Origin of the sequence: Bacillus sp. KICET-3, assembly GCF_033261025.1 — a bacterium.
In the GTDB taxonomy this organism is placed as follows: Bacteria; Bacillota; Bacilli; order Bacillales; family Bacillaceae; genus Bacillus; species Bacillus sonorensis.
The window spans coordinates 2,613,769-2,639,440 of record NZ_CP137345.1 but is presented as its reverse complement, the minus strand read 5'-3'; the positions used below and the strand labels follow the sequence as shown (position 1 = coordinate 2,639,440).

Genomic DNA, 25,672 nt, shown 5'->3' with positions numbered 1-25,672 from the left:
AAAATGGGAAAAGGAACTGCATCTTCAACGACACTGCAAAAAGGGGTAAGATTGATGGCACATGTTAATACGAAAGACGAGCTGAAGAGGAGAGCGGGAGCTGTTTTCAAAGAGCTCAAGAAAAACGGGGATGAAAAACGGGCGGAACAGCTTGCATCCGTCATTCAAAAATGGGCCCGCAAAGAAGTGTATATCGCCTTGTGCGGGCATTATTCGGCAGGGAAATCTTCATTGGTAAACGCGCTGCTTCAAGAACATGTTTTACCGACAAGCCCGATTCCGACAAGCGCCAATCTCGTGCTTGTCCGCAGGGGCGAGACGAAGACGGCGCTTCATACGACAGACGGAAAATATGCTCTTATAAAGGGCGCTTACGATAAAGAAAAGGTGCAGGCGTACTGCAAGGATGGAAGCCAGATCGAAATGGTTGAAATCGAAGGTGATTTTCCGGGGATTGCGCCTCATGCTGTGCTCATCGATACACCCGGAATCGATTCTACGGACGATGCCCATTTCCTTTCGGCATCATCGATTCTGCATCAGGCAGACGCGCTGTTTTATGTCGTCCATTATAATCATGTCCATTCTGAAGAAAACGTGAATTTTCTTCGCTCCATTCGTGAAAAAATCCCGAATATTTATTTCATCGTCAATCAAATCGACCGTCACGATGAATCGGAAACAGGCTTTCAGACCTACAAAAAACAAGTTCTCGACATGCTTCAAAGGGAAGGAATCAAAGCGGATCATCTCTTTTTTACATCCGTTACAGAAACAGATCATCCGCTTAATGAATTCAATCGGCTTCGGAAGAAACTGACCGAGCTCCAGCAACAGACAGAACAGCAATTGCGCGGATATACGGAGCAGAAAGTCATCGCCTTGATCAGCGAGCATACCGAGATGCTGATGAGCGATGAAGACTCGTCTCTCTCAGACGAAACTTCCGCACTTTCAGAAAAAGTCCGGACTTTGAAGGCGGAGCTCTCTGAATCGCCAGTTATGGTCAAACAGGCGGAAGAACAAATCAAAAAAGAGATTCAGACGATCATTCAAAATGCAAATTTAACGCCGTTTGATATGAGAGAGCTGGCCAAATTTTATTTGGAATCGAACGAAAAAAACTTTAAAAAAGGATTCCTCTTCAGCAAAGCAAAAACGGCTGAGGAGAAGCAAAGACGAAAAGATGCTTTTCTGAGAGATATCAATAAAAGAATTCAAGCTGAAATTGACTGGCATATCATTGAAGCTTTCAAAACATTCGCAAATCGATTCGGGGTCAAAAGCGACGACTTTCTTTCCGATGTTCTTCAATTTGCGACAAAAGTGGGTGAACCCCATTTGCTCAAATCACTGAAAAACGGAGCGGCGCTTTCTTCTGAATATGTACTGAATTATACAAAGGAGCTTGCGGAAAGCATCAGAAGAGAAGCGAAAGCTTGTGCCCAGAATCTCATAGAACAGTTCACACACCTTCTCAGGCGGAAGGAAGAGCAACGGCTGACGGTGGTCAAGAACGAATATGAGGAGGGGAAAACGAAGCTTGCTGAGTTGAATTACCGCCTCGCTGCTCAGCAGAATTCCTATGAAAAAGCGAACCGCCTCTGGGATCATTGGGAAAACGGAGGAGGGGATGTACCGGAAGAAGATTGGTACGAACCCAAAAAGAAAGAATGGCAAAATCCGCTTGAAACGAAACAGCCTGACGACAGCATACGGCATCAGGATGACAACACCCCGGAATCTGGAGGTATCGGCAAAAGAAGTGTGTCTGAATACATGGACCGCTTTTTGCGGCTCGCCCGCGACCTTGAGGATGTTCCGGTCCTCCAAAAGCAAAGGAAAGCATTTTTAGCGAAAACAGAGCGGCTTCATTCAAGACGCTTTACAATAGCTCTTTTCGGCGCTTTCAGCTCGGGAAAATCATCGTTTGCAAACGCGCTCTGCGGTCAAAAGGTGCTTCCGTCGTCACCGACGCCGACAACGGCGACCATCAATAAGATCACAGAACCGACTGATGAAAAACAAAATGGGACGGCTGATGTGGCCTTTAAAACCGAAGAGGAAATAACCGCAGAACTAAACCAGCTTTTAGATGGCAAAATGTCAGGCGCAAAAGGCGCGACATTTTCTGAAAAGCTGGAGCATCTCTTGAGAAAAGGAAAGCTGCATCAGGATGAGCGTCCGGCAGTAGAGCATGTTCTATCAGCATATCAGCGTTTTCAGCACTATATTGTCAATCAAGATGTATGCACGATTTCATCCGGAGAGCTTCACCCATATGTGGCTGATGAGGAAACAGCTTGCGCCGTGCGGGAAGTCACCGTATATTTACATACGCCCGTCACAAATAAAGGGATCACGATTGTTGACACACCTGGTGCAAGCAGCATAAATAAACGTCATACAGAACTTGCTTTTCAATATATGAAAAACGCCGATGCACTGCTTTATTTAACATATTACCAGCATGCGTTTTCAAGAGCGGACAGGTCGTTTTTGCGAAAGCTCGGTTTAATTAAAGACGCATTTGGCATGGATAAAATGTTCTTTATTCTAAACGCGGCAGATCTTGCCGGAAGTGCTGAAGAGCTGGAATCGGTTGAACATTATGTGCGTGGCGAGCTGAGCAAAGAGGGGATAAAGCATCCGCATATCTATCATGTCTCAAGCAAACAGGAGCTCAGCGGAACAACAGCGCCTTTCAACGAATTCAGCCGTTTCAGGAAAGACCTTAGCGAGTTTATAGAAAACGGATTGGCGAAAGCTGCCGTCGATCAGTTGATACATGAAGGCAAAACGCTTTGCGAGACGGTTTTTCAGCTCCGCCGCTCTCTGCACCGTTCAGCAAAAGAGACGGAAGCAGAAAAAGAGCGGATCGCAAAAGCTTATGAAGCAGCAAGCTCGGCGATTGCAGAGACGAAAGCAGGAACGTACATTGTACAAATGACAGAAAAGGATATTGAAGAGCAATTTTACTATATCAGGCAGCGCCTTTCTTTTTATGCCTATGATCTGTTCAAAGCCGCCATCCATCCCGGGCTGCAAAACGGAAATTGGCAGGAAAATCTGCAACAAGCTTTGAAAAGCGTCCTGAAGGAGTATGAATTTGAATTTTTGCAGGAATTGAAAGCACTCGACATCAGGATCGAAAACATGATGGTCAAGTATGCAGATGAACAATGGGGAGCCGCGCTTCAACAAAAACTTGAAGGAAACCCGTATTTTTCAGTGCATTTGAAGGCGGAGCCGCCTAAAGCGGGCGGGGCGGTCGCCGATGGGGTCTCTGCAGAAGAAGCTGTTTTTCGTGAGGAGTTGAAAACATTCAAGTCACCGAAAGCATTCTTTCAGCAAAATGGAAAGGCGCGACTGGTCGAATCCCTCACGTCAAAGCTTTCGTCCATAACAGATGAATGGATTCAACACGAAAAGCAGACATTTCTAAGCCGCAGCCGGAAAAACGCAGACGTTCTCCAGGAGAAATCTTTTCAGAACGCGATGGACCAACTGGCGGAACAAAAAGAAGTATATTTCCATGAACCTGTAAACAAAACGGACGGAGAAACCATTGAAAAAGCATACGCCGCAGCAAAAGAATGGCTCCGCGACATCGAGTCATAGCCTTATTTCATCAGGCGTGGTAGACTGAATAAAAAAGAAGGGATAAAGACGATGACAAACGTACATGAAGCCATTACAGCACATTCCAAAAAACAGCACCAGCTTATTAAGGAGTTTGTCCTCCTTGAACAGGAGAGAGAAAGAGCGATCGAAGAGGTGGTCGCAACATGTGAACGGCAAGAACCTTTTTCAACAGACCGCATCAATCAGGTGACAGCGAAAATGAACGAACTCGCCAAAAAGGGCATCGTCCCGCAAAGACGGTTTGTCACAAAGGAAATGGTTGAAGAATACGTCAGCCGAAAAAACGCGCAAGCATAGCTGGCTGATCCTTCCGCGAGTGGTTCTCGATCTTCATGCAAAAAATAAGATCTGAACCTTCCGTGGAGGTGAAAGACGATGGGAAGAACAAAGCTCGGCAATGCAAATGCGCAGCGAAACAATAACGCCAAAAAGAAAAACGGCTTTAACACCGAATTTTCTACTGAATCTTATGCGCAGATGGAAGCCGCAAAGATGATCTCAAATAAGAAAAACCACCAAAAATAAGCAGATGAAAACAGCGTCTATTGGCGCTGTTTTCATCATTTTGGCTCCTGTGGTACAATAGGAACATTGTATGTATGAAAGGGAGTTTCCAGAATGAAAAAGAAGTTGCTGCTTGTTGACGGAATGGCATTGTTATTCCGGTCTTTTTTCGCGACAGCGGTGCATCGCAATTTTATGATGAATGCCAAAGGCGTTCCGACAAACGGAGTGCACGGATTTTTAAAGCATCTGCTGACGGCCGTGACGGTGTTTGAACCGAGCCATGTCGTCTGCTGCTGGGACATGGGCAGCAAAACGTACCGCAATGACTTATTTAAAGATTATAAAGCAAACCGGGGGGAGCCGCCGCTCGAATTAATTCCCCAATTTGATCTGGCGAAGGAAGCTGCGGAGGAGCTTGGCGTGCTGAATATCGGCCTTGCCGGATATGAAGCCGACGATTGCATCGGCACGCTGTCTGCGCTTTTCCGAAATGAAGCAGACATTACCATCGTTACAGGAGATAAGGATTTGCTTCAGCTTTTGGCGGATTCTGTCCAAGTCGCTTTGATGCAAAAAGGCATCGGCAATTATAAAGTGTATACAAGAGAATCGTTCATAGAGGAAACGGGAATCGAGCCGAAGGCGCTGATCGATATAAAAGCTTTGATGGGGGATACGAGCGATAATTATCCAGGTGTGAAAGGAATCGGTGAAAAAACGGCGTACAAGCTGATCAAGGAGTATTCGACAGTTGACCGTCTGCTTGAAAACATCAGCCTCCTGACAAAAGGACAGCAGACGAAAATAACCGAAAGTCTTGAAGACCTGAAGCTGTCGAGAATTCTCGCGGAAATCAAATGCGATGTTCCGCTTTCCTGCTCACTTGAAGATGCGGATTTTACGCTCTCACACGAGAGGGCTATAGAGATGCTGAAGCTTCATCAGATCAGGGGAATTGAACCGCTGCTGATGAAAATGGCAAAAAGAGAGATCGGGTAACATCGATCTCTCTAATGCTTTGTGTTGCTTTTTTTTGCCCGATTTTCAAGCTCTGTTTTCGGGTCTGTATGACGGTTCATTTCAATATCGCCCTGCGGCGTGACACCGCCTGTCAGACGGCCTTTGCCGGCCGGCTTCTGCTTTTCCACATCAACCACCTCAGAGCTTATGATGCACAGCCCGTGATGTTTTTAATCTGCCGGATTCAGTAAAATCGCATGTTTCGCGAGCTTATCGGCCGTCTGATTTTCCTTTGAGGGAATCCACTTGATGAAGAACAGATCAAAGGCCGCCTTTAAGCGGATAATTTCATCAAGATAAGGCTTGAACGCCGGATTTTTGACATATTCAGAATCCGCCGCGCGCTCGACGATTTGAGAATCGGTGCGGAAGGAAACGATCGAATATCGCCTGTCGGCGCAAAGCTTCATTCCTTCAATCAGCGCCATAAATTCGGCTTCATGGTTGCTTAAACGTCCGGCGGGAAGAGAAAAGGATTCCGAGTCCCTTCCATTTTTAATGAAAATGCCGAGCCCGGAAAGTCCGGGATCCCCGGCGCTTGCACCGTCAATATAGACCTCAACAGGCATCGTTCCCGCTCCTTTCATCCAAAGGAGTGATCCGTTTGGCAGCATAAGCGTAAGGGGCTGCAAAAAGGGCGACAACGAATTTTAGTGCATATGTAGTGATAAAAATCTGCACCCATACGTCGAGGGGATATGTGCCGATAAAAGCGACGCTCGTAAAAATGAACGTATCGAGAAGCTGGCTGACTGCGGTGCTGCCGCTGTTGCGAAACCATAATGCCCGATCGGAAGGAAATAACCTTCTGATCCCCGAATATACATAAACATCAAGTGTTTGGCTGATGATATAGGCAAGCAGGCTCCCGAGCGCAACGCGCGGCAGAAATCCGAAGATCGTCTCAAGCGCCGGCTGTGCGATGTCTTCAGGATGCGGCTTGAAAAGCAGGGCGCCCTGCATGACGGCGGTCAGGCTGATAAGGATGAAAAAACCGAGTGATACGGCTTTCTTCGCTTCTTCTTTGCCATATTTTTCATTGATGACATCTGTCGCAAAAAATACGCTGCCATACATGATATTGCCGAGCGTCGAGGTCAGGCCGAACAGCTCGACCGTTTTCGCAACCTCGATATTGGCGGCGACTGTGGCAAAACCGATCCAAACAAACAGGCCGGTTTTGCCGAATCGTTTAAAAAAGAAGAGAACAATGATAAAATTAATGATTGCAAAACTAATCCACAACATCTCGTTAAACAAAAACAAGTACTTCCTTTCTCTATAAGCTGTAATCAGACCGTTTTGATTATAGCATAACAAAACATCATTTGAATAAAGGTGATTTTGTGAAACTAAGAGCAAGCATGAATATAAATATGAACGCATCCGCATCCGTCCCGTTCACCGCCGATGAATGGATCGAAGTGAAAGATGCGGTGGCGATCGGCCGCAGGCTCACACGGAGTCCATATGTCAGCGGGCTTGAGTTTGAAGATGAAAAGGGCAGCTTCTGGACGCTGAAGGAACTTGAAAAGCTAAAGGAAGAACTGGCGCATGAACCTGATGAAATCACGGTGTTTTTTGACGGAAGCTATGACAAGGAAAGCGAGCTGGCAGGCCTGGGGATCGTGATTTATTATTCCCTCGGAGGGGAAAGATATCGATTAAGAAAAAACAAAAGCTTTCGGCTGACGACAAATAATGAAGCGGAATACGCCGCCCTCCATGAAGCAGTAAACGAGCTCAGGGATCTTGGAGCGAGCAGAAACTCAGTCATCATAAAAGGGGATTCGCTTGTCGTCTTAAACCAGCTTGAAGGAAACTGGCCGTGCTATGATCCAGTTCACTCAAAATGGCTTGATCGAATTGAAAAACAGCTTGAAAAATTAAAACTTTCGCCGACCTATATTCAAATCAGCCGCAAAGACAATAAAGAAGCAGATTAGCTTGCCAAAAAAATGCTTGAGCATACCATTGTGGAAAGCCACACGAAACTAGATAAATAACGGAGATGAAAGCCTTGGATAAGAAGGAGATCTTGAAAGAACTGACAAACCTGCAGGACACCTATTGTGAAGGGTGTTTTATCAAAAAACATTTCAGAAAGGAATACGGAAAAACGTATGCCCATGCATTTTGCATTACAAAATGCACTGTCGGAGAGAAGCTCCGCACATATGGAGAAGTGCTGACAAATAACAGCTGACACATTCATGAAAAAAACCGCAGTCATGCGGTTTTTTTGTTATCGCTGGGCTTCATCCAGCTGGTGCTGGCATTCGTTTAATCTCTCCAGCTGCTGGTGTAAAAATTCTTCATCCAAAGCGGATAATTCATCGGCTTGCGAGAGCCGTCTGGCATCCTCAATCGACTTGTAGGCTGATTCCAATAAGGTGGAGCTTTTTTGTCTGGTCGCCATCCCGGTCGTTTTCTGGGCGGTTTCCACGGCCAATTCAAGCTGTCTCCGCTGATTAAACCCCGTGTCAACGGCATCGTGATGTTCTGATGTCATCATTCATACACCTCCATCATTATTTTCCTGAAAACAATTATATTTATGTGCAAAAAAAGAAAAAATATAATAAAATTAAGCCGATATAACTATTGAGCCTAAAAAATATAAGTCTATATTACTAATTTGGGTATCTTATAGAAAAGGGGCCTGTGACAGTGGAAAGCAATGAATTGCAAACCGTTCTGCACAAGACATTTGTGGAGGTATATAAAGATTTAGAACAGCTGGTGGATATTGCGAAAAAGGGGCGTCCGTCTCTGGAAAAAAATATCGAGGAAATCGAACAACGGCTAAAACAAAACATTCTGGCCATTGAAATTCAGCTGAAAATTAAATAGGAGAGGCGCATATGCCTCTCCTCTATTTGAAGTCTCATTTTTTCTTCATTCTGTTAAAAGTTACAGCTTCACAACGTTAGATGCTTGAGGTCCACGATTACCTTCAACGATTTCAAAAGAAACTTCTTGTCCTTCTTCTAAAGACTTGTATCCTTCACCTTCAATTGCAGTGAAATGAACGAATACATCGTCTCCGCCTTCAACTTCGATGAAGCCGAAGCCTTTTTCATTGTTAAACCATTTTACTTTACCGTTTTGCATATTGCTTAATCCTCCTAGTACTGTAGCACAAAGTGCTAAAAAAAATTTTCATCATCTAACGATGTTTCTGCTAAATGATGGTTTCACTATACACCATCTACAGAGTCGCGTCAAGCTGTCAAGAGAAAAAAATGAACTTTTATGCTTTTTTAAGGAATTTTTTTGAAATCGCTTTCAGCATAAAGTCTTCAGAACTTATCTGAAGAAGAAAAAAATGAAACATGGAAAGGGCTTTTCCGTATATAAGTAAACAGTCATAAGGAGTGTGGATGATGAATCGTTATTCGATTGATGAATTTGTGAAAAAAACGCAGCAGGAAGACAAAGGGGAAGGGATGTTTGAACTTGAGACCCCGCGCCTGCTTGAAGTGAATCTAGACGGGAAAGTTTGGGCTAAAGCCGGTTCAATGATTTCCTACAGAGGGCAAATCAAATTCGAGAGGGAAGGGGTGTTTGAACACGGACTTGGGCGGATGATGAAAAAGGTGTTCAGCGGTGAAGGCGCTTCACTTATGAAAGCCGAAGGGGATGGAAAACTTTACCTTGCCGATCAAGGGAAAAAGATATCGATTTTAAATTTAGACAATGATGCCATTTTTGTTAACGGGAATGATCTGCTGGCCTTTGAACCTGCAATCAAGTGGGATATTAAGCTGATGAAAAAAATCTCGGGCATGCTGGCAGGCGGACTGTTTAACGTCAAGCTTGAGGGCACGGGAATGGCAGCGATCACAAGCCATTATGAGCCGCTTACTCTGCTTGTTTCTCCGGAAAGCCCCGTATATACCGATCCAAACGCAACCATTGCTTGGTCAGGCGGACTTCAGCCTGAATTTGTTACAGATGTCTCTTTTAAAACATTCATCGGCAGGGGGAGCGGGGAGTCGATTCAAATGAAATTTGCCGGAAACGGATTTGTCGTCGTTCAGCCGTTTGAAGAAGTGTATTATACCGAATCATAAAGCAAAAGAAAAAACACTTGTGAAAACAAGTGTTTTTTCTAATTGTCGGGAGCCCGGCTTAAGACAGGGCTCTCACAGCCTGTTTTTTATTCATGATGATTTCAGACTGTTCGACGATGTCAGTCAGGATGACTTCTGAAGAATTGGATAAGTGCAGGCTTTTAATATTCCGTTTCATTTCGTTTAGTTTTTGTTCATCCGCCAATAGGGAAGAGACGGACTCAAGGATCTCCTCATGCCTGTTTACCACGATGGCAGCGCCTTTATCCTCAAAGTACAGGGCGTTTTCTTTTTCCTGCCCCGGCACAGGTTTGTAAAGGATAACCGGAACACCGATTGCGGTAGCTTCCGTAAGGGTGATTCCGCCCGGTTTTGTGATCATGCAGTCGGCCACTCTGAACAGCTCGTCAATTCTTTCGATATAGCCGAACGTTTTCAGTTTATTCGGATATACGGCTTCAATTTCTTCAAGCGAGTTTTTTAATACCGTGTTTTTTCCGCAAACGACAGCGATTTGGACATCTTCTTTTGTCACAAGGGATTCGCACAGTTCCTTTACATTTTTGAGAACCCCGTGGGCGCCCGCCATGATCAGCAGAATCTTTCGATCAGGAGACAGCTGATACTTGGCGTAAATTTCGTCTTTGTCCATTTCTTCTTCAAACTGCCGGCGAATCGGAATGCCTGTAATTTTTACATTATTTGGGTGGGTGCCGATTTCAAGAAGTTTTTCCTTCACGTAATCAGTCGCCACATAATATTTATCGATATGTTCATGAACCCAAATTTTATGAAGGCAGAAATCCGTCATCACGTTGAATGTCGGAATGACTTTCCCCATTCTCCGTCTGTATTCAGGGACGACGATCATCGGAAACGTATTGATGATGATATCCGGCTGATGCTTTTTAATAAGCTGGTCAAGCCGCTTATTCCCCATTTTAAAATAGATATTAAACTTTCTTTTATTGTAAATTTTATCGACCCCATAGTAAAAAAGGCGATAAAACTGTTTCCCGATTGAAAAACTTTTCAGGTAGAGATATTGCGTAATGTCAGACACAATCGGATTTGATTCTTGATACAAATTCGAAACAGTTACATTCTTAAAACCAAGCCTTTCACACTCTTGATAAAGAGTTTTGGCTACTTGAACATGGCCATTTCCGTAATTTGCAGTCAAAATTAATATATTTTTGTTGGTATTCAAACATATTCACCTCAATTAATTCAAACAGCAAGAGCTCTAAATAGTAAAAAAACAGGAGTTAATGTCCACAGATACCATACCATAAAATTATAATTTAATTATAAATGAAGAACAAAAATTAAGGTATTTTTAAAGTTTGGATTCGCAGGAAAGCACTGGTTTCCAAGAGCTTCCTGACCCCCCGTAAAAAAGCCAGGGGCTGATGTTTGCGATGGTATAGATTCTTTTATGGAAGACTAACCCAACTGTATTTTATCATATTTCGGACATCTTGCATCAGACCGGAGCATGAGAATTTCATTTCCACTCATACGGTGTTTCCTGATAAACATAGTAATTCAGCCAATTCATAAACAATAGAGTGGCATGGGCTTTCCAGCGATTAACAGGCACCGGTCCGTCCGGTCCATCCTTAAAATAGTTCACTGGCGGGTCAATCTTCATGTTTTTGGCCAGATCTCTTTCATACTCCTCTTTAAGAGTATCGGTATCATACTCAGGATGTCCAGTCAAAAAAACTTGTTTTTCATCTTTTGAAGCAATTAAACAGACGCCTGCTTCATCAGAGATGCTGAGCACTTTTAAATCCTCCGCCGATTTTAAATCGTCCATGTTTATATCTGTATGCCTGGAATGCGGGACATAGTAGAATTCTTCAAATCCTCTTACCAATCTTTCATTTTTCTCTAAAATTCTGTGTTCGAACACGCCGAACGTTTTTTTCGGCAATTTTGTTTTGCGAATGCCGTAATGATGGAACAGCCCGGCTTGGGCTCCCCAGCATATGTGAAGCGTTGACGTGACGTTTGTTTTGCTCCAGTCAAAAATGTCCTGAAGCTCATTCCAATATGAAACTTCTTCATATGCCAGATGTTCGATCGGCGCTCCTGTAATGATCATGCCGTCAAATTTTTTGTCCTTGATCGAAGAAAAGGTTGTATAAAATTGTTCTAAATGCTGCCTTGCTGTGTTTTTTGGTGTGTGTGTAGACGGTATTAAAAAAGTGAAATATACCTGCAAAGGAGAATTTCCGAGCATTCTCAGAAGCTGTGTCTCCGTTTTGATTTTCTGCGGCATCAAATTGAGAATCACAATGTTCAAAGGCCTGATATCCTGATGGAACGCCCGTTTTTCATCCATGACGAAAATATTTTCACTTTCAAGAATCTGCTTTGCTGGCAAATCAATAGGAATGTTGATAGGCAACACGCCACCTCCGGTTTTCTCCGCTGATTTTTCTTCATTATAGGAACTTTTTGGCGATATTTCAATGTGTGAATTGTGATACAATAAAAGAAGTGTGTGAAAAATATGGAAATCATCATGTAATCAACGAAAAGGAGGCTCCTCTTCATATGAAATCCCACTTATCAGACATTGAGATCGCTCAAAGCCAGAAATTAAAACCGATAGCGGAAATTGCACGGAAACTCAGTATAGATGACGAAGAAATAGAGTACTTTGGTTTCACAAAAGCGAAAATTTCTTTAGATATTTTTGAGCGTTTAGCAGATCAACGAGACGGACATGTTATTTTGGTCACTTCCATCAATCCGACGCCCGCGGGTGAAGGAAAGTCAACTGTGACCGTCGGACTGAGCCAGGCGCTCTGGCAGGAGGGGAAACGGTCGATTGTGGCGCTGCGGGAACCGTCTCTCGGACCGACGATGGGTTTAAAAGGCGGCGCAGCAGGAGGCGGCTATTCGCAGGTTCTGCCGATGGAGGACATCAACCTTCACTTTACTGGAGATATGCACGCGATTACAAGCGCGAACAACGCTTTGGCTGCTTTCATTGACAATCATATTCATCACGGAAACGAATTAAACATTGACATCAGAAGAATCGTCTGGAAAAGGACCCTCGATCTCAATGACAGGGCGCTAAGGGAAACTGTCATTGGACTGGGCGGCAAAGCAAACGGCTTTCCGCGGGAAGACGGGTTTGACATCACGGTCGCATCTGAAATCATGGCCGTTTTATGTCTTGCCTCCGATTTGAAAGATTTAAAGAACAGACTTGCGGCAATGATTGTTGCATACACAAAAGACCAAAAACCGGTGACAGTCGAAATGCTTGGAGTTGAGGGAGCGCTCGCTCTTCTCTTAAAGGACGCGCTGAAGCCGAATCTCGTGCAAACCGTCGAGGGAACGCCGGCGCTCGTGCACGGGGGGCCGTTTGCCAATATCGCCCATGGCTCAAATAGTCTGATCGCGACTAAAATGGCGGCGAAGCTTGCTGATTACGTCGTAACTGAAGCGGGATTCGGCGCTGATTTAGGAGCCGAAAAGTTTTTCCATATCAAAACGAGGGCTGGCCGATTTACTCCGGGTGCGGTCGTGATCGTCGCCACGGTAAGGGCGCTGAAGATGCACGGCGGCGTCGCGCTTCAAGATTTAAAGATCAGCGATACGGGAGCCGTAAAAAGAGGCATTGCCAACCTTGCAAAACACATTGAGACGATCAGAGCTTTCGGTCTTCCTTATGTCGTTGCGGTAAACCGGTTTGTCCAGGATGGAGAGGAGGAACTTGAAGCCGTGCTTGACTGGTGCCGGGAAAACGGCCATCCAGCTTCAGTGTGCAATGTTTGGGAAGAGGGCGGAAAAGGCGGTGTCGAGCTTGCCCGAAACGTCATCAATGTGCTTGAAGAAAAAGAAAACCGCTTTTCTTATTTATACGAATTAACAGACCCAATCGAGGAAAAGCTGACGAAGATCGCCAGGATCGTATATGGAGCGGAAGGTGTCAAATTCACGGAAAAGGCGAAAAAGCAACTTGTCGAATTGGAAAAAAACGGCTTGAACGGGTTGCCTGTTTGTGTGGCGAAAACTCAATACTCTCTTTCAGACGATCCAGAGAAGACCGGGAGACCGCATGGATTTTACATTACTGTCCGCGAATTAAAGCCGTCAGCAGGAGCCGGCTTCATCGTCGCTCTGACAGGCAGCATTTTGACGATGCCGGGGTTGCCGAAGCGTCCGGCCGCGCTTCAAATGGATGTGGATGAAAACGGCAGGGCAAAAGGGTTATTTTAAAAGGAGCGATGGACATGTCCATGTATGATATCAGCGTAAAAACGATTAAAGGTGAAGAAACGACCCTGAAGCCGTATGAAGGGAAGGTTCTTCTCATTGTCAATACAGCCAGCAAATGCGGATTCACCCCGCAGTACAAACAGCTTCAGGAGCTTTATGATACATATAAAGACCGGGGGTTTGTCATTTTGGGCTTTCCGTCCAACCAATTTATGAATCAGGAGCCGGGCGATGAAAAAAGCATAGAGGAATTCTGTACGATGAATTACGGGGTGACGTTCCCGATGTTTGCTAAAGTCGATGTAAAAGGCGAACATATCCATCCGCTGTTTTCACATTTGACGAGCAAGGCGAAAGGAATGCTCGGAACAAAAGCAATCAAGTGGAATTTCACAAAATTCCTCGTCGATCAAACGGGCGAGACTGTTGAGCGCTTTTCGCCGCAGACAAATCCGAAGGAAATGGAGGATACCATTCAACAATGGCTGGGATGAGTCAGCTGAAAAAGAAGCAGATCAGCCTGATTGCAGAATGGGTCGGCGGAAAGCTTAGCGATGAAGGGACAGGCCATGACTGGCTTCATATCAAACGGGTGCAGCGCCTGAGTCTTATGATCGCAAAAGAAGAAGGGGCGGATTTGTTTATCACAGAAGCGGCCGCCCTTGTACACGATTTAATCGATGAGAAACTATCGGCGCGACATCGAATGCCGCTCTCAGCGCTGAAGCGGCAATTATCAGGCTTCGGCATTGACAATCAAGCCGCAGAGGACATCATTAGCATCATTACGAAAATGTCCTTCAGAGACAGGGAAAAATACAAGGATCAAAAGCTTTCTTTAGAAGGACAGGCCGTTCAGGACGCCGATCGTCTTGATGCCATGGGCGCCGTCGGAATCGCGCGGGCTTTCATGTATGCGGGTGCAAAGGGGCATTTGCTCTACCGGGAAGGCTCCCATGATAAAAACGCCCCATCTGCGGTCGGCCATTTTTATGAGAAGCTGCTTCTTCTAAAAGATCTGATGAATACCAAAACAGGGAGAAGGCTTGCCGAACACCGGCACAAGCTGATGCGTTCCTTTCTCAGCGAACTCAAAAACGAGTGTGCCTGCACTGAACAAGCCGCCTGGATAGATCGGGAATAACGGTTATGGTAGAATAAGACCCGGATCTTTTAACAGAGGGGGACAACTGATGAAGATTAAATCGATAGAACCGACACCGAGTCCAAATACAATGAAGGTCATTTTAACCGAGGAGCTGCCGGGCGGGAAAAGCAATAATTACAAAAAAGGCCAGGCGGAAGGGGCACCGCCTGTCATTCAGCAGGTGTTAAATATAGATGGTGTAAAAGGGGTCTACCATGTAGCAGACTTTTTAGCTGTGGAGCGAAATGCCAGGTTTGACTGGAAGGATATCCTGCCGGCGGTTCGTTCCGCCTTCGGGATGGATGAAACCGAAGCAAACGGCGGAGCTTCAGAGGAAAAAGAGTCGTTTGGCGAGGTCAAAGTATTCGTGCAAATGTTCAGCGGCATACCGATGCAGGTCAAACTGACTGACGGCGAGCGCGAAGAGCGGTTTGGACTGCCGGAGCGGTTTCAGGAGGCGATCTTAAAGCTGAAAACGGCTTCATCCAATGTCGTGCTTGAGCGCGCATGGAAGGAACAGGGCGTCAGATTCGGCGACTTTTCAGAAATCGGCCGTGAACTAACGGAAGAACTCCAGGCAGCCTATGATGAGGAGCGTCTCCGGAAATTAACGGAATCCGCCGCATCTCAGGACAAAGGAACCGAAAAACAAGCCGTCCAAAGAAAATCTTACAAAGTCACACTTGAGATGCTGGAGGATGAAGATTGGCAAAAACGCTATGCCCACCTTGAGCAAATGGATCCGGAGGAAGAGGACATTCCGGTGCTTGAAAAAGCGCTCAATGATCCGAAAACATCGATCAGAAGGCTGGCCGTCGTTTATTTGGGCATGATCGAAACACCTGAGGTCCTCCCGCTTTTATACCGGGCGCTTGAGGACAAAACCATTACGGTAAGAAGGACGGCCGGCGACTGCCTCTCTGACATCGGAAATCCGGATGCCATCCCCGCGATGATAAAGGCGCTGAAGGACCCGAGCAAGCTCGTCCGCTGGAGAGCGGCGATGTTTTTATATGAGGTCGGTGACGAAAGCGCGCTTTCTGCGTTGAAAGAGGCTGAAAACGATCCGGAATTTGAAGTCAGCCTTCAAATCAAAATGGCAATTGAACGGATTGAACATGGAGAAGAAGCAAAAGGATCCGTCTGGAAGCAAATGACGGAAAGCCGCAAAAAAGAAAATCGGTAAAAGGCGCTGAATCCAGCGCCTTTTGTTTTTCAGTCAGAAATCAAGACCGTTCCATCCGCTACCAAACAATTTCAACACCATCGCGTGTCCTGTCATAAAATATCACTTTTTCTATAAAAATATTTCGAATATTGTTGAAAAAAAGCCTGAAAATATATATAGTAGGTACCAATCAAGTGGAATGTGGAGGTTCTGATAGAATGGGGAGCGATTTTCAGATTGAAAAGCAAAACAGCCATCAGCTTGAAAATCCGTAATAAGAAGTATTGTAAAACGAATATTCTAAAAATACAGAATATAAAAACGAAGATATTTTAGGAGGATCATCATGACAGGTTTACGCAGTGACATGATTAAAAAAGGGATCGACAGAGCGCCGCACCGCAGTCTGCTGAGGGCGGCAGGGGTAAAGGAAGAGGACTTCGGCAAACCGTTTATCGCCGTTTGCAACTCATATATTGACATCGTCCCCGGTCATGTCCATTTGCAGGAGTTTGGAAAAATCGTCAAAGAGGCGATCAGGGAAGCCGGCGGAGTGCCGTTTGAATTTAATACAATCGGTGTCGACGACGGTATTGCAATGGGGCATATCGGAATGAGGTACTCCCTTCCGAGCCGAGAAATCATCGCGGACTCCGTGGAGACGGTCGTTTCCGCTCACTGGTTTGACGGGATGGTTTGTATTCCGAACTGTGACAAAATCACGCCGGGGATGATCATGGCGGCAATGAGGATCAATATTCCGACCGTTTTTGTCAGCGGGGGTCCGATGGCTGCGGGAAGGACGAGTGACGGGCGCAAAATCTCGCTTTCCTCTGTTTTTGAAGGCGTAGGCGCCTATCAATCTGGCAAAATTGATGAAAAAGGATTGCAGGAGCTTGAACAGTTTGGCTGCCCAACCTGCGGATCATGTTCCGGCATGTTCACAGCCAACTCGATGAACTGTCTATCCGAAGCGCTCGGCATCGCGCTCCCGGGCAACGGAACGATTTTGGCGACGGCGCCGGAACGAAAGGAATTCGCCAAACAATCGGCGCGCCAGCTGATGGAGCTGATCAAATCAGATCTAAAACCGCGTGACATCGTGACGGAAAAGGCGATTGACAACGCGTTCGCCTTAGACATGGCGCTCGGCGGATCGACGAATACGATCCTTCATACACTGGCAATCGCCAATGAAGCGGGTGTTGATTATTCGCTTGAGCGGATTAATGAGGTTGCCGCGAGAGTTCCTCATTTATCAAAGCTTGCGCCTGCATCAGATGTGTTCATCGAAGATTTGCATGAAGCAGGCGGGGTATCTGCGGTCCTAAACGAGCTATCCAAAAAAGAAGGCGCCCTGCATTTGGATACGTTGACTGTAACAGGAAAAACGCTTGGCGAAAATATTGCGGGGTGCGATGTAAAGGATTACGATGTCATTCATCCGATTGACAAGCCGTTTTCAGAGCAAGGCGGGCTTGCTGTGCTATTCGGCAATTTGGCGCCGGACGGGGCGATCATCAAAACTGGCGGCGTCCAGGACGGCATTACCCGCCATGAAGGACCTGCTGTCGTCTTCGATTCTCAGGAGGAGGCGCTCGACGGCATCATCAACCGGAAAGTGAAAGCGGGAGACGTCGTCATCATCCGGTATGAAGGCCCTAAAGGCGGACCAGGAATGCCTGAAATGCTGGCTCCGACTTCCCAGATCGTCGGTATGGGACTCGGACCGAAGGTGGCATTAATTACAGACGGCCGTTTTTCCGGGGCATCACGCGGACTTTCAATCGGTCATGTATCGCCGGAAGCCGCTGAAGGCGGACCTCTTGCATTTGTAGAAAACGGCGACCATATCGTGGTCGATATCGAAAAACGAATCTTGAATATTGAGATTTCCGATGAAGAATGGGAAAAAAGAAAAGCGAACTGGCCGGGCTTTGAGCCTAAAGTGAAAACAGGGTATCTCGCCCGCTATTCAAAGCTTGTCACTTCAGCCAACACAGGCGGAATCATGAAGATCTGACGTTTTTTACTTTTGGATGTTTGAAATTCGGCCCCCTCTGTAGTATCCTTTACATCAGTAGTTAAGGTTTATAGAGGGGGCTTTTATATGTCAACAGCTTATGAAGAATACATGCGCCAGCTCGTTGCTCCTATGCGTCAGGAATTGGCGCAGGCCGGGTTTAAAGAGTTAACGACTGAAGAGGAAGTTGAGAATTTCATGGAAGCTGCCGAGGGCACGACGTTTGTCGTCGTCAATTCAGTGTGCGGGTGTGCAGCCGGATTGGCAAGACCAGCCGCCGTTCAGGCAGTCTCCGGAAGCGAGAACGGACCTGATCAGACCGTGACAGTGTTTGCCGGACAGGACCGTGAAGCGACCGCAAAGATGAGGGAATACTTTAAAGGCCTGGAGCCTTCTTCTCCTTCCATGGCTTTACTGAAAGGAAAAGAGGTCGTTCATTTTATTCCGCGTGAAGAAATCGAAGGCCGTGAAATGACGGAAATTATGAAAAACATCACAGACGCTTTTGAAAAACACTGCTAACACGCCCTTTTTTTCAGGGCATTTTTTACGGAGAAAAACATGATTGTGACGACAAGCTACAGACCGGCAGAAGACACTATATTAACGGCAAAGAACATCAGCCGGACGCTCGGTGCCAAATTTTCCGAGCGGAGGAAAAGACCGATATATCAAATCATGGAAACGGAGCAGGATGAAGTCCTTGTGGTCGGAAAAGAGCGCTTTGAGCTTTATCACTCGGAAGGGGAAAAGTTTTTCTTCCACCCAAACTCGGCCATGTTCCGTGCCAAGCGGTTTTTAAAGGGGGAGGCAGATCCGTTTGTCGAAGCGGCTCACATACAGCCTGGAGATCAGGTGATCGACGGCACGCTCGGCCTCGGGGCGGACGCAATCATTGCGAGTTTGGCTGCCGGGGAGCGGGGAACGGTTCTCGGAATTGAAAAAAGCCCGCTTTTGGCATTCCTTGTAGAGGCCGGGCTTCAGGCGTGGGAGACCGATCTCCCTGTTTTGAATCAGGCGATGAAAAGAATCAGCGTCCGCCCGGGCGACAGCTTTGAATACCTTAGCCGGCTTGATGACGATTCAGCTGATGTCGTCTACTTCGATCCCATGTTTGATGAAGGGATTCAAGAATCTGACGGCATCGCCCCTTTAAGAAAATGGGCGTTCGGGAACTTTGAGCTTTCTGGATGTTTAGAGGAGGCTCTTCGCGTGGCGAGAAAAAGAGTTGTCCTTAAAGACCATTGGAAAAGCCCCCGATTTGCGGCATACGGCTTTGATGTCAAACGGCGGAAAACCGCTCTTTTTCATTACGGTGTTTTGAAACCGGAAAAATAACCCAAGGGTGCAGGCCCCTGGGTTTTTTAATCTGCGATTTCCATGATGATAAAGTAAGCGAGGGTAATGAAAGAAGCTGTGATGAAAAGTCCTTCTACCATTGAAGATCACTCCCGATTTTGGAATTTTCTCCTTTGATTGTAAACGTTTTAATAACAAAAGAAAAGCCGCTTTTGCCCTAATGTGCCCAATATGTTTTGAATGACTGAATATTCAACTTATGATAGAATAAGAGAAAACAATGTTGTCAGAAGGGAACTTAATCGGTTATGAAGATGTGGATGAGAAAAGCTCTTGTTGCCTTATTTACAATTGCGACGTTCGGCCTTGTATCTCCTCCCGCCGCTTTGATGGCGGACAAGCCGTCAGAGCACCAGAATATCAAGGAGACGGGATATACGGCTGTCTATGAAAACCGGGAAGAATCCCTGGCTGACGGGGAACAGGCTCCCAAGCCCTCCTCCTTTGACGCCTACACGGAGGAACTGCTGAATAAGGCGGAAGACCAGTCTTTTGCCAAGTTCGGGAACAGAATATCGCCTGTCATTGAAGACGAATACAGAGAAGAAGTTCTGCCGAAGATCGAAGAGGCGATCGTCAGCCATCTGATGACGCTGAAAGATGATGAAGCATACCAGGACCTCGTCATTTCCAAACAGCCGACGCCGGGAAAATCGGAAAAAATCTTCCACGTATACAACCGGAAAACGGGCGAGGATGTTTTGCGGTTTCATGTTCGAAGGGACCAGCCGCCGCAACAAGGCTACTGGTTTAATTTTCATTATCACAGCGCAGAAGACGGCTTTCAAAAACACCATGATCTCGGAAGCATTTATTGGGACCGCAATACACCGCCCAATTGGATGAGTCATTAAAGGAGATTGATTGCAGATGAAAAAATATACGATGAACGAAATGGTGCATTTGACAAAAAACATGCTCAATGAACGCGGCGTAGCCATTGAAGATATCGCGCTCATCGTTCAAAAACTGCAGGAGAAATATCATCCTGACCTGCCTTTGAGCGTTTGTATTGATAATGTGGAAAAAGTTTTAAATAAAAGGGAAATCATCCATGCCGTTTTAACGGGCATAGCGCTCGACCAGCTTGCAGAAAAAAAACTCCTGCCTGAGCCGCTTCAATATTTGGTTGAAACGGATGAGCCGCTTTTCGGAATAGATGAAATCATCCCTCTTTCCATCGTAAATGTATACGGGTCAATCGGCCTTACCAACTTTGGATATCTGGACAAAGAAAAATTCGGGATCATTAAAGAGCTTGATGATTGTCCCGAGGGAGAGGTCCATACATTCCTTGATGATATCGTGGCTGCGCTGGCCGCAGCAGCGGCAAGCCGCATCGCCCACACGCACCAGAATCAGCAGGATGAAGAGCAGGAAGAGAAAACCGAACATCCGAGCGTGCAGGGAAGCTGAGAAACCGCCGAAGGGCGGTTTTTTTATTTTGACGTCCTCTGAAAAATGTCTTGTTGCAAAAGGCCAAACGAGATACACTACAAAAGGATGAAAAAAATGAAACGAAATCGGGATTTATGCCGTCATATGGTTAGAAAACGGGAAAAAGACAAGGCGCTGCCATCAGCCGACGCAACCTCAAGGAAGCTTAGCCTCTTAACGCCGACACGCCCCGCAGGGAAGCAACATCGGCCCATTGAATTGCCCCGGACGATGCGGATCTTGATCATCCATAAAAAACGAGAAATACATATAGAGGAGGCTGTCATGCGCATGATCTCATTTATTTTTGCTATGGACAAAAACCGCCTGATCGGCAAGGACAACGACTTACCATGGCATTTGCCAAATGATTTGAAATACTTTAAAAACGTCACAAGCGGGCATGCCGTCATCATGGGGAGAAAAACATATGAATCAATCGGCAGGCCTTTGCCGAACCGGAAAAACATCGTTGTGACTTCGAATCGAGAGCTGGACTTTCCGGGCTGCGACATTTTGCATTCTGCAGAAGAAGTCGTCCAGTTTGCAACAGGCAGTGATGAAGAATGTTTTGTAATCGGCGGTTCAACACTATATACAGAACTGCTTCCTCACGCGGACAAGCTGTATATGACAAAAATTGATGAAGCATTTGAGGGGGACCGCTTTTTCCCGGAATTCAACGAAGATGAGTGGGAAATCGTTTCAAGACAAAAAGGTTTGAAAGATGATAAAAACCCCTATGACTACGAATTTCTCGTTTATCAAAGAAAAGGATAGAGGGGAGGGTGTTTATGTTTCGCTATTATTTTCTGGTGATATATACGGTATATATGCTCTTAAAGCACATCAAATTGTTATATGAGCTGCAGACGCTTGATCCGAGGCTTTCCTATGCCAAGCAGATGGAAGCTGTGTATGATAAGCCGAAGTCATTCATGCGGGGGTGCATCGGTTTAACCGGTTCGACCGTTTCCATTCATCAATTCGGCAAAACGCCGAAAGGTCCCGTGCTTTATGTCCATCCGAAGCTTAAGCTTGCGGATTTGGCTGTTTTGCTCGGCCATCTTGATAAAACGCCTTCTTTTTTTGCGGAGCCCCGCGCATTTCGATACCCGCTGGTCCATCAATGGCTGAATAAAATGGGCGCCATCAAAAAAAACGGCGGGGAACATACGGCCGTTGAACAAATCGAAGAAATCGTCCGTAAAGGCCAAAGCTTTATCCTTTCCGAGGCTGACGGAATCGATTATGAATCACTATCAAGCCGGCTCGGCGTACCTATTGTTCCAATTGAAACATCCGGTATCGAAGACATGCAAAAAGGCTCGTTTTTCAAAAGGCTGAAACCCGCTGATCTTGATCTCACGATTCATCGTGCCTACCTCCCTGAAAATAAGCGGCTTCGGGCATAGCGCCGGAAGCCGTAAAAAACCCGGGCTCATCAGAAGCCCGGGTTTTTTTGCTTATACAAAAGGCACCTTCGCCACGTAGAAGAGGATGCAGAAGAACATAGATGCGCTCCCTGCGAGAACAAAAGTGTGCCAAATAGCATGGTGATAGGGAATTTTCCGCCATAAGTAAAAGATTGTTCCGATGGAATACAAAATTCCTCCTAAGAGGAGAAGGGCAAAACCTTCACCGGTTAAAGCCGTATAAAGCGGTTTGATCGCAATGATCGCCATCCAGCCCATTAAAAGATACATCAGTGTGCTGACGACGATAAAGCGCTTGACGAAAAAGATTTTAAAGACGATGCCGCAAAGGGCAAGGCACCAGATGACCGCAAGCATCGTATAGCCGAGAGTGCCTTTCAGCGGACCGAGGAGAAGCGGAGTATAAGTACCTGCGATCAACACATAAATAGCCGAGTGGTCAATAATTTCCAATATATCTTTCGTTTTTTGATGCTGTATGCTGTGCAAGAGCGTTGAACTGATATAGAGAAACAGCATTGAAGCGCCGAAAATGGAAAAGCTGACGATGTCGACAGGATTACCGTAGCGGATCGCGAAAATCACCAAAAATACAATCGCAGGGATGGACAGCAGGACGCCAAGACCGTGTGTAATGGCATTGGCGATTTCTTCTTTAATCGTGTACAAAACAAAACACCCTTTCTATTCCTGAATAATATGATTTTTTAGCGAGCTTAAAAAACGCAGTCCTTCAAGTGTTATTTTCGTTCCCGCTCTTCCGCGGCCTTTTGTGACGTATTCCCTTTTTTCCAGGTAGTCCAATCTGCCCCGAACCTGCTGGGGGGTGAGCTCTGACTTCCCGTTCTTGCTCAGTTCAGATAGGATTCTCCGGCTGGCAGGCTCTCCTTTTTCATTTAATTGTTTGATCGTGTCCAGCAGAAAGGCGAATTCTTCTTTTTCCATCAGTGTCAGTGAAGCAGGCGCATTTTTTTTGTCCTTCGTTTTTTTCTTCTCAACCTGCCCCCTTAATACCGGCGGAATATCATAAAGCTGAATGGTTTTTTGATCTGAGACGGTTTTCATATAATCCGCCATGTTTTTCAGCTCCCTTACGTTGCCGAGAAATTCGTATTGCTCCAAAGCATCCCAGACGATGGGCTCGACATATATGTCATGTTCTCCGCTTTTTAGGAAATGATGCACGAGAATGGGGATGTCGCCTCTTCGCTCCCTTAGAGGAGGCAGCGGCAGATCAAGTACATTCAGTCTGTAGTACAAATCCTTGCGGAACTCACCTTTTTTAATCCGCTCCGGAAGCGGAACGCTTGAGGATGAGATCAGCCTCAGGCCGATTCCTTTTTCAATGGCGGCCAAAAGCCTTCCCTGAAGGTGTAAAGAGAGGCCCCACACTTCATCGAGAAACAGGGTTCCCTCTGTCTGTCCGGCTTCATGAAAAAGCTTGTCATCCAGTTCTTCTTCACTTACAGCGCCGCAATTGATTTGCAAAAACGGGCCATTGCCGAATGGGGAGGCGTGATGGATGGCTCTTGCAAACAGCCCTTTGCCCGTTCCCGTTTCCCCGGATATGTAAACCGAATGTGCGGATTCCGCAAATCGTCTCGCCCTGTTTTTTACCTGCAAAAAAGAATCGGCTTCACCGATCAGGTCGGCAAATGTTATCGAATGGCTCAAGTTTTTGATCATGGTCAATCTCCTTTTGGTTCCAATTGGTTCTATTATAACACCCAATTGGAACAAATAAAGTCTTTTTTACAAAACAATTTTTTGAATGAAACGTTTGAAGCCGCCGTATATATGGAAAAAGCCATTGAAGTTCTAAAAAGTCTATAATATTCTGAAATAAGAGAGAATTGCCCTTTAATTTTTGAATATTCATGATATAATGGCGTATTAAATAGAGCTTTAAAAAGAAAGGATCCTATAAATGAAACCGTTGCTTAAAGAAAACTCTCTCATCCAAGTCAAAGATATTTTAAAAGCACACCAAAATCTAAAAGATGTTGTCATTCATACCCCTCTGCAAAAAAACGAGAGGCTGTCTGAGAGGTACGATTGCAACGTTTATTTAAAAAGAGAAGATTTGCAGGTTGTCCGCTCATTCAAGCTGAGAGGCGCATATTACAAAATGAAGCAGCTTTCAAAAGAAACGACGAAAAACGGCGTTGTCTGCGCAAGTGCCGGCAACCACGCCCAGGGGGTTGCTTTTTCGTGCAAGCATCTCGGCATCCACGGCAAAATATTCATGCCTTCCACCACCCCGAGACAAAAAATTTCCCAAGTCGAGCTGTTTGGAAAAGACTATATTGAAATCATCCTGACCGGTGATACGTTTGATGACGCCTATCAAAGCGCAGTGGCCTGCTGTGAGGAAGAAAAACGGGCGTTCATCCATCCGTTTGACGATCCTGAGGTCATGGCGGGGCAGGGAACGGTCGCCGTCGAAATCTTAAATGATATTGAATGTGAGCCGCATTATGTATTTGCGAGCGTCGGTGGAGGCGGCCTTCTTTCCGGAGTGGGGACCTATATGAAAAACGTGTCCCCTGAAACGAAGCTGATCGCGGTCGAGCCCAAAGGGGCGCCCGCTTTGTTTGAGTCCAATAAAAACGGCGAAGTTGTCACACTCCAAAAAATCGATAAATTCGTCGACGGCGCCGCCGTCCAAAAAATCGGCGAACAGACATTCAAAACACTCGAAAACGTCGTGGACGATATTCTGCTCGTTCCGGAAGGCAAGGTCTGCACAGCGATACTCGAATTGTATAACCAGTGCGCGATTGTAGCGGAGCCGGCCGGAGCTTTGCCGATCGCCGCTTTAGATCTTTACAGGGATGAAATCAAAGGGAAAAATGTCGTGTGCATTATCAGCGGCGGCAACAATGACATCGGAAGAATGCAGGAAATCAAAGACAGATCGATGATGTACGAAGGACTTCAGCATTATTTCATCGTAAATTTTCCGCAGAGGGCCGGGGCGTTGCGCGAATTTTTGGATGAAGTGCTCGGGCCCAGCGATGATATTACGCGATTTGAGTATACAAAAAAGAATAATAAAAGCAGCGGTCCCGCGCTTGTCGGCATCGAACTGAAGCAGCGGGAAGATTATGAACCGCTGATCGCAAGGATGGACCGAAAAGGGTTCCGCTACCTTGAAGTCAATAAAGATGAAGGGCTGTTCAATCTGCTGATATGAGAAATTTTTTTGAAAAGAGCGTACAATTCACAGACAAAGCTTCCCGGGATTATGTATAATAAAGAAAATATCCAATAAAAGAGGATTGATACTTTGTTACTCAAAAGCCTAGAGTTCAAACGATCGGATGGACAGCAGGTGAAGGTGACGGAAATACCCTTGCTGAAGGAGGACGACCCCCATTTTTTCATGGCGCAGCTGAGGCTTGAAGCGTTTTTGAAGAAGCTTTACTGTTCGAAACGGAAAAAAAATGTGTACTCTTTCAGGGAATACTTAAAAAGAGCGCTAAAATGGCATGATTATCAAGCCATTTATCAGCAGGAAGAACTGAAACATAATGCATAGCATATAAACATTCTTTGCCAGCCTATATACCGCTCTGAAAAAACGGCGGCAAAACGGGCAGGCAAAGA

The 25,672-nt window shown here is 45.9% G+C and carries 29 protein-coding genes and 1 pseudogene; 21 read left to right on the top strand and 9 right to left on the bottom strand.

Annotated features, from left to right (window positions below; translation table 11 throughout):
• Positions 1-54 precede the first annotated feature (54 nt).
• The 4 genes from R5H20_RS13460 (at position 55) to R5H20_RS13445 (ending at position 5,151) form a co-directional block, all read left to right on the top strand.
• The gene (locus R5H20_RS13460; RefSeq protein ID WP_040347830.1) at positions 55-3,621 is read left to right on the top strand and encodes a dynamin GTPase; all 3,567 of its coding nucleotides are present in this window, start codon (positions 55-57) and stop codon (positions 3,619-3,621) included.
• 51 nt (positions 3,622-3,672) lie between these two features.
• Positions 3,673-3,942 carry a YpbS family protein gene (locus R5H20_RS13455; protein WP_006636339.1) on the top strand — a complete coding sequence of 90 codons (270 nt, stop codon included), beginning with the start codon at positions 3,673-3,675 and terminating at the stop codon, positions 3,940-3,942.
• A 78-nt stretch (positions 3,943-4,020) separates the two neighbouring features.
• Positions 4,021-4,170, top strand: a complete 150-nt coding sequence (locus R5H20_RS13450) for a hypothetical protein (RefSeq protein WP_006636338.1) — start codon at positions 4,021-4,023, stop codon at positions 4,168-4,170.
• 93 nt (positions 4,171-4,263) lie between these two features.
• Positions 4,264-5,151: a 5'-3' exonuclease gene (locus R5H20_RS13445; protein WP_006636337.1), complete on the top strand. Its 888-nt coding sequence runs from the start codon at positions 4,264-4,266 to the stop codon at positions 5,149-5,151.
• An 11-nt stretch (positions 5,152-5,162) separates the two neighbouring features.
• Here R5H20_RS13445 and sspL read toward each other — a convergent pair whose 3' ends face one another.
• Genes sspL through R5H20_RS13430 form a run of 3 tightly spaced genes read right to left on the bottom strand, consistent with a single transcriptional unit; the run spans position 5,163 to position 6,432 of the window.
• Positions 5,163-5,300, bottom strand: coding sequence for a small, acid-soluble spore protein L (gene sspL, locus R5H20_RS13440; RefSeq protein WP_006636336.1), 138 nt, complete (start codon positions 5,298-5,300; stop codon positions 5,163-5,165).
• 42 nt (positions 5,301-5,342) lie between these two features.
• Positions 5,343-5,741: a reverse transcriptase-like protein gene (locus tag R5H20_RS13435; protein WP_006636335.1), complete on the bottom strand. Its 399-nt coding sequence runs from the start codon at positions 5,739-5,741 to the stop codon at positions 5,343-5,345.
• Positions 5,731-6,432, bottom strand: a complete 702-nt coding sequence (locus R5H20_RS13430; RefSeq protein ID WP_029418368.1) for a queuosine precursor transporter — start codon at positions 6,430-6,432, stop codon at positions 5,731-5,733. Before R5H20_RS13430 ends, R5H20_RS13435 begins: the two co-directional genes overlap by 11 nt.
• A gap of 86 nt (positions 6,433-6,518) precedes the next feature.
• Between R5H20_RS13430 and R5H20_RS13425 the strand changes: the two are divergent.
• Positions 6,519-7,200 (top strand): annotated as a pseudogene (locus R5H20_RS13425) (reverse transcriptase-like protein).
• A complete protein-coding gene (locus R5H20_RS13420) occupies positions 7,193-7,378 on the top strand; it encodes a zinc-finger domain-containing protein (protein WP_006636332.1) in 186 nt (61 codons plus the stop codon). The pseudogene R5H20_RS13425 and the gene R5H20_RS13420 overlap by 8 nt, the downstream one beginning before the upstream one ends.
• 39 nt (positions 7,379-7,417) lie before the next feature.
• On the opposite strand, the gene R5H20_RS13415 is transcribed toward R5H20_RS13420, so the two are convergent.
• Positions 7,418-7,684, bottom strand: a complete 267-nt coding sequence (locus R5H20_RS13415; protein WP_006636331.1) for a DUF2564 family protein — start codon at positions 7,682-7,684, stop codon at positions 7,418-7,420.
• Between the two features lie 158 nt (positions 7,685-7,842).
• Between R5H20_RS13415 and R5H20_RS13410 the strand changes: the two genes are divergently transcribed.
• The gene (locus R5H20_RS13410; RefSeq protein ID WP_003182837.1) at positions 7,843-8,025 is read left to right on the top strand and encodes a hypothetical protein; all 183 of its coding nucleotides are present in this window, start codon (positions 7,843-7,845) and stop codon (positions 8,023-8,025) included.
• Positions 8,026-8,085: 60 nt separating this feature from the next.
• Here R5H20_RS13410 and cspD read toward each other — a convergent pair whose 3' ends face one another.
• Entirely contained in the window at positions 8,086-8,286 is a 201-nt protein-coding gene (gene cspD, locus R5H20_RS13405; RefSeq protein WP_003153604.1) for a cold-shock protein CspD, read from the bottom strand.
• A gap of 272 nt (positions 8,287-8,558) precedes the next feature.
• On the opposite strand from cspD, the gene R5H20_RS13400 reads away from it, so the two are divergent.
• Positions 8,559-9,248, top strand: a complete 690-nt coding sequence (locus R5H20_RS13400; RefSeq protein ID WP_006636330.1) for an AIM24 family protein — start codon at positions 8,559-8,561, stop codon at positions 9,246-9,248.
• A 58-nt stretch (positions 9,249-9,306) separates the two neighbouring features.
• Here the strand turns inward: R5H20_RS13400 and R5H20_RS13395 are convergent, their stop codons facing one another.
• Together R5H20_RS13395 and metA are read right to left on the bottom strand one after the other, a co-directional pair.
• Positions 9,307-10,458 carry a diglucosyl diacylglycerol synthase gene (locus R5H20_RS13395; RefSeq protein WP_006636329.1) on the bottom strand — a complete coding sequence of 384 codons (1,152 nt, stop codon included), beginning with the start codon at positions 10,456-10,458 and terminating at the stop codon, positions 9,307-9,309.
• A 297-nt stretch (positions 10,459-10,755) separates the two neighbouring features.
• Positions 10,756-11,664 (bottom strand): homoserine O-acetyltransferase MetA, encoded by a 909-nt coding sequence (metA, locus tag R5H20_RS13390; protein WP_006636328.1) that lies wholly within the window; start codon positions 11,662-11,664, stop codon positions 10,756-10,758.
• A 149-nt stretch (positions 11,665-11,813) separates the two neighbouring features.
• Between metA and R5H20_RS13385 the strand changes: the two genes are divergently transcribed.
• From R5H20_RS13385 to R5H20_RS13335, 11 genes are all read left to right on the top strand, one after another.
• Positions 11,814-13,493, top strand: a complete 1,680-nt coding sequence (locus tag R5H20_RS13385) for a formate--tetrahydrofolate ligase (protein ID WP_006636327.1) — start codon at positions 11,814-11,816, stop codon at positions 13,491-13,493.
• Positions 13,494-13,507: 14 nt separating this feature from the next.
• Positions 13,508-13,987: a glutathione peroxidase gene (locus R5H20_RS13380; RefSeq protein WP_006636326.1), complete on the top strand. Its 480-nt coding sequence runs from the start codon at positions 13,508-13,510 to the stop codon at positions 13,985-13,987.
• Positions 13,975-14,637 carry an HD domain-containing protein gene (locus R5H20_RS13375; protein ID WP_006636325.1) on the top strand — a complete coding sequence of 221 codons (663 nt, stop codon included), beginning with the start codon at positions 13,975-13,977 and terminating at the stop codon, positions 14,635-14,637. Before R5H20_RS13380 ends, R5H20_RS13375 begins: the two co-directional genes overlap by 13 nt.
• Positions 14,638-14,686: 49 nt before the next feature.
• Positions 14,687-15,826 carry a conserved virulence factor C family protein gene (locus R5H20_RS13370; RefSeq protein ID WP_006636324.1) on the top strand — a complete coding sequence of 380 codons (1,140 nt, stop codon included), beginning with the start codon at positions 14,687-14,689 and terminating at the stop codon, positions 15,824-15,826.
• Between the two features lie 328 nt (positions 15,827-16,154).
• Positions 16,155-17,831 carry a dihydroxy-acid dehydratase gene (ilvD, locus tag R5H20_RS13365; RefSeq protein WP_006636323.1) on the top strand — a complete coding sequence of 559 codons (1,677 nt, stop codon included), beginning with the start codon at positions 16,155-16,157 and terminating at the stop codon, positions 17,829-17,831.
• Between the two features lie 87 nt (positions 17,832-17,918).
• Positions 17,919-18,353, top strand: a complete 435-nt coding sequence (locus R5H20_RS13360; protein WP_006636322.1) for a BrxA/BrxB family bacilliredoxin — start codon at positions 17,919-17,921, stop codon at positions 18,351-18,353.
• Positions 18,354-18,395: 42 nt separating this feature from the next.
• A complete protein-coding gene (locus tag R5H20_RS13355) occupies positions 18,396-19,169 on the top strand; it encodes a class I SAM-dependent methyltransferase (protein WP_224254543.1) in 774 nt (257 codons plus the stop codon).
• 269 nt (positions 19,170-19,438) lie between these two features.
• Positions 19,439-20,044 carry a YpjP family protein gene (locus tag R5H20_RS13350; RefSeq protein WP_006636320.1) on the top strand — a complete coding sequence of 202 codons (606 nt, stop codon included), beginning with the start codon at positions 19,439-19,441 and terminating at the stop codon, positions 20,042-20,044.
• A 16-nt stretch (positions 20,045-20,060) separates the two neighbouring features.
• The gene (locus R5H20_RS13345; RefSeq protein ID WP_006636319.1) at positions 20,061-20,606 is read left to right on the top strand and encodes a phosphatidylglycerophosphatase A family protein; all 546 of its coding nucleotides are present in this window, start codon (positions 20,061-20,063) and stop codon (positions 20,604-20,606) included.
• 312 nt (positions 20,607-20,918) lie between these two features.
• Positions 20,919-21,407 carry a dihydrofolate reductase gene (locus R5H20_RS13340; protein ID WP_006636318.1) on the top strand — a complete coding sequence of 163 codons (489 nt, stop codon included), beginning with the start codon at positions 20,919-20,921 and terminating at the stop codon, positions 21,405-21,407.
• Between the two features lie 14 nt (positions 21,408-21,421).
• On the top strand, positions 21,422-22,042 hold the full coding sequence (locus R5H20_RS13335) for a lysophospholipid acyltransferase family protein (RefSeq protein WP_006636317.1): 621 nt from the start codon (positions 21,422-21,424) through the stop codon (positions 22,040-22,042).
• Between the two features lie 51 nt (positions 22,043-22,093).
• Here the strand turns inward: R5H20_RS13335 and trhA are convergent, their stop codons facing one another.
• Positions 22,094-22,732 (bottom strand): PAQR family membrane homeostasis protein TrhA, encoded by a 639-nt coding sequence (gene trhA / locus R5H20_RS13330; RefSeq protein WP_006636316.1) that lies wholly within the window; start codon positions 22,730-22,732, stop codon positions 22,094-22,096.
• Between the two features lie 15 nt (positions 22,733-22,747).
• Positions 22,748-23,749 (bottom strand): sigma 54-interacting transcriptional regulator, encoded by a 1,002-nt coding sequence (locus tag R5H20_RS13325; RefSeq protein WP_006636315.1) that lies wholly within the window; start codon positions 23,747-23,749, stop codon positions 22,748-22,750.
• Positions 23,750-23,990: 241 nt separating this feature from the next.
• Here R5H20_RS13325 and ilvA point away from each other — a divergent pair, with 241 nt between their 5' ends.
• Both ilvA and R5H20_RS13315 read left to right on the top strand, forming a co-directional pair.
• Entirely contained in the window at positions 23,991-25,259 is a 1,269-nt protein-coding gene (gene ilvA, locus R5H20_RS13320; protein ID WP_006636314.1) for a threonine ammonia-lyase IlvA, read from the top strand.
• 93 nt (positions 25,260-25,352) lie between these two features.
• Positions 25,353-25,604: a YpmP family protein gene (locus R5H20_RS13315; RefSeq protein WP_006636313.1), complete on the top strand. Its 252-nt coding sequence runs from the start codon at positions 25,353-25,355 to the stop codon at positions 25,602-25,604.
• The last annotated feature ends 68 nt before the right edge of the window (positions 25,605-25,672 follow it).